Here is an 8,136-nt window from a genome sequence, read left to right as displayed (position 1 = left end):
GCAGGCGGTGTCACCATCCGGAATCGGTGGCCCCACCACGATTTCGCCGCGTGTCGTCCGAATCCGACTCCGCGGCACGACGTTCCGGCGCCTTGGGCGGCGCGGTCGACACCACCGGCGGTTCCGGAATCCGCAGCGCCTCCGACAGATCGGGCATGTCCGGCACCAGCTCCGACAGCCTGGGCAGCCGATTACGGTTCTGCGACACCGGCGCCATGATCTCCCGGCTGCGCCGCGCCACCTCGGCGGACGCTTGCTGCGCGGCCTCGGTCACCGCCTTGGCGATTTCCTGATAGTCGAGATCATCGATGTCCGAAGCGAATTTGGTCTCGATCACCGTGCCATCGGCATTGACTGTGACCGTCACCCGCTTGCCGCGCACGCTCGCGGACGCGGTGATCGCCGCCCGCTGCTGCTGCAACCCGGTGATGGTGCGCATCTGATCGCGGAAGTCGTCGAGAATATCCGAGAAGTCGGCCTTGGCCCGTTCATTCACCATGATCGGTCACTCGAACCCGTCGCCGTTGCCGTGATCCATCTTCTTCAGCTCCGCGGCGGCCTTCAGCTGGCCGTCCGAGAAGTTGCCGAAAGTCCCGGCCATATTGTCCGCGCCCTCGATGATGTTCTTGCGGCTGGCGAGATACCCCTGCTCACCATCGGCGAAGTTGCCGCCGAGCGTGTCGTTTCCCCAGGGCGTTCCCCGCCCGTCGGCCGCGGAAGTCAGTGTGCTCACGACCTTTTCGATGCCGTCGCGCACCTTGTCCGTTCGACCGGCCGCCTTGGTCAACAGATCTTCGTAAGCTTCCAGCCGACCGCTCATGGGTGAAACCCTGTCAGGCGCGGGCGACCGGGTAGTTGCCGGAAAATTAACGGAGAGTGCCGATTCGGGCGGAGCGGTGCCCGCCCGCGACGATCACACCCGCAGTTCTCCGCGTTCCTCCATGTGCTCGAGCACCAAGGCCGTCCGGCGGTCGATGCTTTGCGCCAGCATGGTCGAATCCGCGCCCATCGCACGCGTATCCGACTCGTCGACCTCGATGAGATAGCGACCCTCACCTACGACGTCGCGCCAGAACGCGCTGGTCATCAGCCGGCCGCGCGGACCGTAGATGGAACGGCCCTGCACCACCCGGATGACGCCCGACCGTTCGGCCGTGCGACTCCAGAAGGCACGGCTACGAACCTCGAGTGTGTCATCGAAGGAGTCGAACGCCACGCTCTGCCTGATCTCGTACGGGTCGCGCTCCGGAGGATCGAACACCATCGGCAACGGAGACCCGCTAGCGGCAACGGTATCGGGCAACTCGCCCACCATCAGCATGGACAGCGCATCGGGGTCGCATTCGATCAGCGTGTATCCGGTGCTGTGGTAGATGGTTTCGCCCATGTGCTGAATAACCATGACCGCGTGCCAGCCACGTCTGGCCGCGTGAATCCGGACCTGCTTGGCCGGATTCTCGAAGTCGCTGTCGCACCAGGAACCCAGGACCACGAACACCTCGGGATTGGCGAGCGTGTCGAACGGGATATTCAGCCCCGCGTCCAGCCGATCCCGCAGTTCGGCCTCCACCCGGGAGAGTTCACTCTCGTACGCGTCGAAGGTCGGGATACGGCTGGAGTAGGTGAGCGGCGGCGGCAGCCAGCCGTCGAGGTACCGGTTGCACAGCACCTTGAACTCTTCGTGCGTGAGTTCCCAGTTCAACGCTCCACCACCGGAACCTCCTGGGCCGGAACCTCAACGGGCGACGCGGGAAGACCGGGCACCGCGTCTGGGTGCTCGAGCCTACTTGCCAGGTCACGGACGAAATCCACCGGGTTGCCCGCGGGTTCCGCCCCGGCTGAGCTGGTAGCGACCATCGCGCCCTCGGGAGCACCGACCGTCGTTGCCAGGTCCGCACCGAGACCGCTCCGGAACAAATTGGTGAGCGACGGAACACCCGCGACCTGACCGGTCGCACGAGCTTCCGATCCGAAGGGCAGGGCCTCGGCGCGGACCTCGCCGGCCGGATTGCCCGCCGACGGGACATCCGTTCCAGGCGTGAGACCGAGCAGCTGACCCAGCTGCGCCAGTTTCGCCGGATCCTTCTCGACTGCGGCGAACGCGGACGTCACCTTGTCCTCGGGCACCCCGAGCAAGTGGGCCAGCGTCGAGGTATCGCTCGACTGCATGGCGGATTGCAACTGCTGCAACATGGTTGGGAGCTGCTGCGACAACGCTGATACGCCAGTGGTCATACCGCTGATCAGCGAACTGAGCGCGCTGGTGAGCTGCGAGGTGTCCTGACCGCCCGCGCCCCCGGCGGAGCCATTGGGCGAGGTGCCCTGCGGCGTATTCGAATTCGGGTTGGAGCCGTTGGGGGTCTGCCCGTTCGGTGTCTGCCCCTTCGGCGTCTGACCGTTCGGCTGGTTCTTGTCGTTCTTATTCTGGCCGTTCGGATGCTGACCATTAGGTTGCTGACCACCGGGCTGCTGACCACCGGGCTGCTGACCACCGGGCTGCTGACCACCAGGGTGCCGACCTTGCGGCTGGCCACCGCCGCCACCGGGGTTGTTCCTTTCGGCTTCCTTGCGCTCGGCTTCCTTGCGCTCGGCCTCTTTCCGCTCGGCCTCTTTGCGCTCCGCGTCCTTGCGCTCGGCCTCTTTCCGCTCGGCTTCCTTCTTCTCGGCATCCGTTTTCGGCGTGTCCACCGGCGTCGGCTTGTCCAACGGGGCGGGCGGAATTACCGGGAACGTCTCCGCGGTCTTCTTACCGTTCGCGACATAGTCGGTCTCGAAACGCTTGCGGTACATGCCGATGTCGTCGCTGCACCAGCTGTCGGTTTTCGGCTGGTCAGGCATCCGCTCATAGGTGTACTGCACCCAGTGAGCGGTGAAGTCGAGCAGCAAGCTCATCGCGTGCATGGTGTCCACGAGCGGCTGGGTGTTCTTCGCGTAGTCCCGGACCGCCTGTCGCGCCGCGTTGGATCCGGTGCCATGCCAGCTATTGCTCAAGCCCTCGATTTGGGTGGCGAGGTCGCTGACGCCCGAGTGCACCTTGTCGGACAGCGTCTGCCAGTCCTTGCCGGCGTAGTAGTACGGATCGGAGTTCAACGAGTTCCGGAAGGCGATCAGCCAATCCCAGTTCTTGTCCTGAGCGCTCTCCCATTCGACGTAAATGGACTCCTTCGCGTGGCTGGGGTCCTTGGCCCACTTCTCCAGATCCTTCGGGAAGTCGTGCTTTGTCTCGCCCAGGCCGTTTTCGAATCTCACACCCGTCCCACGCGAGCCCGATTTCGGCAGGCCCGCGTCCTTCGCACCGTCGCCGATCTTGTAGTTCCCGATCGCCTTGATGGTGGCCGCGGCCTTGTCGATCTGCTCGGCCGAGACATCATCCGCGTATCGATACGCCTGCCCCGCGGAGCGGAAGGTGTCCACCATGGCCTCGAGAATCTTGATGTGCCCGTCGAGCGCGGTCTCCAATTCGTATCCACGTCGATTCAAGGCGGCGACCAGCGCCGCTCCGGACGGCTGGTTTCCGATGACCGGCATGGTGGTCAGCCCCTGGCCCGTCACGGCATCCTTGAACCCGCGCATCGCCCGCGCAAGATCGCCGGCGAGCTGCATGCCCTTCTGCGCTGCCGACGGATCGAATTGGAGCGTGTGCCCGTCGATCTGCGGAGTCAGGCTCGAACCCCATGCCGGCGTTGTCTTGTTGTCAGGTGCCATCGGTAACTTCCGTCGCTCCGCCCGGTTATTCACGTGTCTGTGCCAGCACAGCCTACTGTCGTGAACTCCCGATGGCGCACAAGGAAATTCGGGGCAGGATGGCCGCTCCGGGGTAGCCGGGCCGCCGCACACCGGGCTATCTGGGAAGATCGATATCCATGCGAGTACTCGTGCAGCGGGTCACGTCGGCTCAGGTCAGTGTGGGCGGCGAGGTGGTCGGGCGCATCGATCCGGCGGCGCACGGTGCGCCGCAGGGGCTGGTCGCGCTGGTCGGGGTCACCCATACCGATACCGAGGCGACCGCGAAAGCCCTGGCCGACAAGCTGTTCCGGCTGCGCGTGCTGGACGGGGAGCGCTCGGCCGCCGATCTGGCCGCGCCCATTCTGGTAATCAGTCAGTTCACGCTGTATGCCGATACGGCCAAGGGGCGGCGGCCGTCGTGGAACGCGGCCGCGCCGGGAGCGGTCGCGGAACCACTGGTGGACGCCTTCGCCGCGGCCCTGAAGGAACTCGGCGCGACCGTCGCCACCGGGCGGTTCGGGGCGCACATGCATGTCGAACTGGTCAACGACGGGCCGGTCACCCTCCTGCTGGAGGGCTGAGATCCGGATCAGCGAACCCACTTGGAGGTCAGGCCCGCGACGATGGAGCCGTCCAGGTCCGAGAGGCTGTCGGCCACGAAGGAACGGGCGTAATCCGAGGTTTGCCAGCGGAAGACGACCGGGTAGGCGGTAAGCGCCGACATGACCACATCCGCGACCTGGGCGGCGGTCTGCGCGGTGCTGTACGCGCCGCGAGTGCGGTTGATGTAGGCCTGCAAGGCGGGAGCGTAAGGGCCTGCGGCGTCGATGGCGGCGGGGATGTCGACGCGCGCGTTGGTGACGAATTCCGTTGTCACCGCGCCGGGTTCGATGACACTCACGCCGACACCGACCGTGGCGGCCACCGGCTCCAGGCTCTGCATGAAGCCCTCGACCGCGAACTTCGCCGCACAGTAGGCCTCGTTGAACGGCTGACCGACCGCGCCACCGACGCTCGTCACCGTCACCAGGCGGCCCTTCGACGCGCGCAGGTGCGGCATGACGGCCTTGGTCACCTCGACCACGCCGAAGTAGTTGACCTCCATGGACCGGCGGATATCCGCCATCGGCAGGTGCTCGACAGTGCCCAGCACCGAGATCCCCGCATTGTTGACCACGGCGTCGAGACGGCCGTAGTCGGCGACCACACCCGCCACGCAATTGGCGATCGAGGCGGAATCGGTGACATCCAGCTGCCGCACGTCGGCCCCGGTGTCCCGGGCCGGACCGGCCTTGTCCGGATTGCGGAGCGTCGCGACGGTTTTGTACCCGGCCCGGACCGCCGCCGCGGCGACCGCCAGCCCGATACCGGTGGAAGTCCCGGTGATGAGAACAACCTTGTCGGCCATTGCCCCATAGAACCAGGGCCGGGGCCCGACCCCGAGGCGCCACGCCCAAGGAATCAGCGGCAGTGGACCCGGGTGCCGCACGATGCACCGGCCGGGAAAACCCGGTCCGCGGCCGGACGCTACCCCCGCAAACGACCGCACCCGCCTCAGTCGAGCCGAGACGGGTGCGGAAAGCGTTGTGCCAGAGCTTATTCCGGGCGCAGCGTCAGGATGCGGGGACCGTTCTCGGTCACCGCGACCGTGTGCTCCCAGTGCGCGGCACGGGAACCGTCATCGGTGACGACGGTCCAATGATCGTCCAGCTCATGGGTTTCCGTGGTGCCGAGGGTGAGCATGGGCTCGATGGCCAGGACCGAGCCGACGCGCAGCTCAGGACCCTTGCCGGGAGCGCCCTCGTTCGGCAGGAAGGGATCCATGTGCATCTCACGGCCGATGGCGTGGCCGCCGTAGCCGGAGACGATGCCGTACTTGCGGCCGTGCAACTTCTCCGCGGCGTAGGTGCCCTGCTCGATGGCGTGCGAGACGTCCGAGAGGCGGTTGCCGGGGATCATGGCGGCGATGCCGGCCTCCATCGAGAGCTTGGTCGCCTCGCTGAGCAGGCGGTCCGCCTCGATGATGGTGCCGACGCCGAAGGTCCACGCCGAGTCGCCGTGCCAGCCGTCGAGGATGGCGCCGCAGTCGATGGAGACCAGATCGCCCTCGGACAGGATGTCGCCCTTGGACGGGATGCCGTGCACCACACGGTCGTTCACCGACGAGCAGATCGAACCCGGGAAGCCGTGGTAGCCCTTGAACGACGGGATCGCGTTGGCCTCACGGATGACCTGCTCGGCCACCTCGTCCAGCTCCAGGGTCGAGACCCCGGGCTTGGCGGCAGCGCGCACCGCCACCAGCGCGCGGCCGACGATAGCGCCGGCCGCCGCCATGGCATCCAGTTCACCGGCGGTGCGGAAAGGCACCACCCGCTTGCTCTTACGGCCGAAAACCATTCAGCGGCCCAGGGCCTTGAGCGCGTTCGCGTTGACGTCCTCGATCTCGCCGACGCCCTCGACCGACACGACCTGGCCGTCGTAGTGCACCAGCAGCGGCTCGGTCTCCTCGCGGTAGACGCGCATGCGGTTGCGGATGACCTCTTCGGTGTCGTCGCCACGGCCGCGGGCCAGCATGCGCTCGACCACCACGTCCTCGTCGACCACGAAGGACAGCACGGCGTCGAGCTCCTTGCCCATGCCCTTCAGCATCTTCTCCAGCGCCTCGGCCTGATCCACGGTGCGCGGGTAGCCGTCCAGGATGAAGCCGTTGACGGCATCCGGCTCGGCGATACGGGCCTCGACCATGCGGTTGGTCACGTCCGACGGCACCAGGTTGCCGGCGTCGATGTACCCCTGGGCTTCCTTGCCCAGCGCGGTCTGCTGGTCGATGTTCGTGCGAAACAGGGCTCCAGTGGAGATGTGCGGAACACCGAGCTTTTCCGACAACAGTTCGGCCTGGGTGCCTTTACCGGCGCCCGGCGGTCCGAGCAGTACGAGTCTCACTTCAGGAACCCTTCGTAGTTTCGGTTCATCAACTGGCTCTCGATTTGCTTCACGGTATCGAGGCCGACGCTCACAATGATCAGCACCGCGGTACCACCGAACGGCAGATTCGTCACGCCGCCGGAGGCCCCGATCCCGAGGAGCAGGTTCGGCAGAACAGCGACAGCACCGAGGTAGATGGAGCCGGGGAGGGTGATCCGGCTCAGGACATAGTTCAGATAATCGGCGGTCGGCTTGCCCGGCCGGTAGCCCGGGATGAAGCCGCCGAACTTCTTCATCTCGTCCGCGCGCTCCTCCGGGTTGAAGGTGATCGCGACGTAGAAGTAGGTGAAGAACACGATCAGGGCGAAGTAGATCGCCACGTAGACCGGGTTGCTCGGATTGACCAGATACTTCTGGATCAGCTCCTGCCACTTGGCCGGATTGCCCGTGCTCTTCTGGGTCAGCTGCGCCAGCAGGTTCGGCAGGTACAGCAGCGAGGACGCGAAGATCACCGGGATGACACCCGCCTGATTGACCTTCAGCGGCAGATAGGTCGAGGAACCGCCGTACATCTTCCGGCCGACCACGCGCTTGGCGTACTGCACCGGAATCCGGCGCTGGCCCTGCTCGACGAAGATGACGCCGACGATGACCACCAGGGCGGCCGCGCAGACCAGGGCGAAGATGCCCACGCCGCGGCTGTCCCAGATCATCTTGCCCTCGGAGGGGATACGGGCGGCGATACCCGCGAAGATCAACAGCGACATGCCGTTACCGATGCCGCGCTCGGTGATCTGCTCACCGAACCACATGACCAGGGCCGCGCCCGCGGTCATGACCAGCACGATGATGATCATGCCGAAGATAGAGGTGTCGTCGAGAATGTCCTTGGGGCAGCCACGCAGCAGCTGACCGCGGGAGGCGAGCGCGACCAGACCGGTCGACTGCAGGATCGCCAGCGCCACGGACAGATAGCGCGTGTACTGGGTCATCTTGTTCTGACCCGCTTGACCCTCTTTTCGCAGTTCCTCGAACCGCGGGATCACGACGGTCAACAGCTGGATGATGATGCTGGCCGTGATGTACGGCATGATGCCGATCGCGAACACGGACAGCTGCAGCAGCGCGCCGCCGGAGAAGAGGTTGATCAGCTGGTAGATGCCGGCGGAGTCACCGCCGTTGACCAGATTGACGCACTCTTGAACGTTCTTGTAACTGACGCCCGGCGAGGGCAGCGACGCACCGAGCCGGTAGAGCGCGATCAGTCCCAGCGTGAAGAGAATCTTCCGCCGTAAGTCCGGGGTCCGGAAAGCCGACACGAAGGCGGAAAGCACAGATCCTCCTGGCTAACGACATAGGTCAGGCCACGGATTCAGCGAAAGAACGCCGAGAACCATGACGGGGTGTTGGCAGACAACACTTGAACTTTAACAGCGGCACCGGGCGAGCTCGCGACTCGCCCGGTGCCGTTGCTACTTCAGGTTA

9 protein-coding genes are annotated in these 8,136 nt (G+C 65.6%); 2 read left to right on the top strand and 7 right to left on the bottom strand.

The window, feature by feature from the left end; genetic code table 11:
• Positions 1-10 precede the first annotated feature (10 nt).
• From ABZ412_RS26855 to ABZ412_RS26845, 3 genes are all read right to left on the bottom strand, one after another.
• On the bottom strand, positions 11-499 hold the full coding sequence (locus ABZ412_RS26855; RefSeq protein ID WP_357285184.1) for a YbaB/EbfC family nucleoid-associated protein: 489 nt from the start codon (positions 497-499) through the stop codon (positions 11-13).
• 6 nt (positions 500-505) lie between these two features.
• On the bottom strand, positions 506-820 hold the full coding sequence (locus ABZ412_RS26850) for a hypothetical protein (protein ID WP_357285181.1): 315 nt from the start codon (positions 818-820) through the stop codon (positions 506-508).
• A 93-nt stretch (positions 821-913) separates the two neighbouring features.
• Positions 914-1,702 (bottom strand): ESX secretion-associated protein EspG, encoded by a 789-nt coding sequence (locus ABZ412_RS26845; RefSeq protein WP_357285179.1) that lies wholly within the window; start codon positions 1,700-1,702, stop codon positions 914-916.
• Positions 1,703-2,548: 846 nt separating this feature from the next.
• Between ABZ412_RS26845 and ABZ412_RS26840 the strand changes: the two genes are divergently transcribed.
• Entirely contained in the window at positions 2,549-2,764 is a 216-nt protein-coding gene (locus ABZ412_RS26840) for a pentapeptide repeat-containing protein (RefSeq protein ID WP_357285245.1), read from the top strand.
• A gap of 1,099 nt (positions 2,765-3,863) precedes the next feature.
• Positions 3,864-4,307: a D-aminoacyl-tRNA deacylase gene (gene dtd, locus ABZ412_RS26835; protein ID WP_357285176.1), complete on the top strand. Its 444-nt coding sequence runs from the start codon at positions 3,864-3,866 to the stop codon at positions 4,305-4,307.
• A gap of 8 nt (positions 4,308-4,315) precedes the next feature.
• Here the strand turns inward: dtd and ABZ412_RS26830 are convergent, their stop codons facing one another.
• The 4 genes from ABZ412_RS26830 to secY all read right to left on the bottom strand — a co-directional run bounded on the left by ABZ412_RS26830 (position 4,316) and on the right by secY (position 7,985).
• Positions 4,316-5,134, bottom strand: coding sequence for an SDR family oxidoreductase (locus ABZ412_RS26830; protein WP_357285173.1), 819 nt, complete (start codon positions 5,132-5,134; stop codon positions 4,316-4,318).
• 188 nt (positions 5,135-5,322) lie between these two features.
• On the bottom strand, positions 5,323-6,123 hold the full coding sequence (map, locus tag ABZ412_RS26825) for a type I methionyl aminopeptidase (protein ID WP_357285170.1): 801 nt from the start codon (positions 6,121-6,123) through the stop codon (positions 5,323-5,325).
• Complete coding sequence (locus ABZ412_RS26820; protein WP_357285167.1) at positions 6,124-6,669, bottom strand: adenylate kinase; 546 nt, start codon at positions 6,667-6,669, stop codon at positions 6,124-6,126.
• Positions 6,666-7,985, bottom strand: coding sequence for a preprotein translocase subunit SecY (secY, locus tag ABZ412_RS26815; RefSeq protein WP_357089100.1), 1,320 nt, complete (start codon positions 7,983-7,985; stop codon positions 6,666-6,668). The genes ABZ412_RS26820 and secY overlap by 4 nt, the downstream gene beginning before the upstream one ends.
• Between the last annotated feature and the right edge of the window lie 151 nt (positions 7,986-8,136).

Origin of the sequence: Nocardia sp. NPDC005746 (assembly GCF_040630785.1) — a bacterium.
Classification (GTDB): domain Bacteria; phylum Actinomycetota; class Actinomycetes; order Mycobacteriales; family Mycobacteriaceae; genus Nocardia.
Note: the sequence above shows the minus strand (reverse complement) of the source record. Positions and strands in the feature narration are given on the sequence as shown.

What these genes read in the sequence shown, in the direction of transcription:
- dtd (WP_357285176.1), top strand. Translation starts at nt 3,864, where the DNA reads ATGCGAGTACTCGTGCAGCGGGTCACGTCGGCTCAGGTCAGTGTGGGC.
- ABZ412_RS26830 (WP_357285173.1), bottom strand. Translation starts at nt 5,134, where the DNA reads ATGGCCGACAAGGTTGTTCTCATCACCGGGACTTCCACCGGTATCGGG.
- map (WP_357285170.1), bottom strand. Translation starts at nt 6,123, where the DNA reads ATGGTTTTCGGCCGTAAGAGCAAGCGGGTGGTGCCTTTCCGCACCGCC.
- ABZ412_RS26850 (WP_357285181.1), bottom strand. Translation starts at nt 820, where the DNA reads ATGAGCGGTCGGCTGGAAGCTTACGAAGATCTGTTGACCAAGGCGGCC.
- ABZ412_RS26855 (WP_357285184.1), bottom strand. Translation starts at nt 499, where the DNA reads ATGGTGAATGAACGGGCCAAGGCCGACTTCTCGGATATTCTCGACGAC.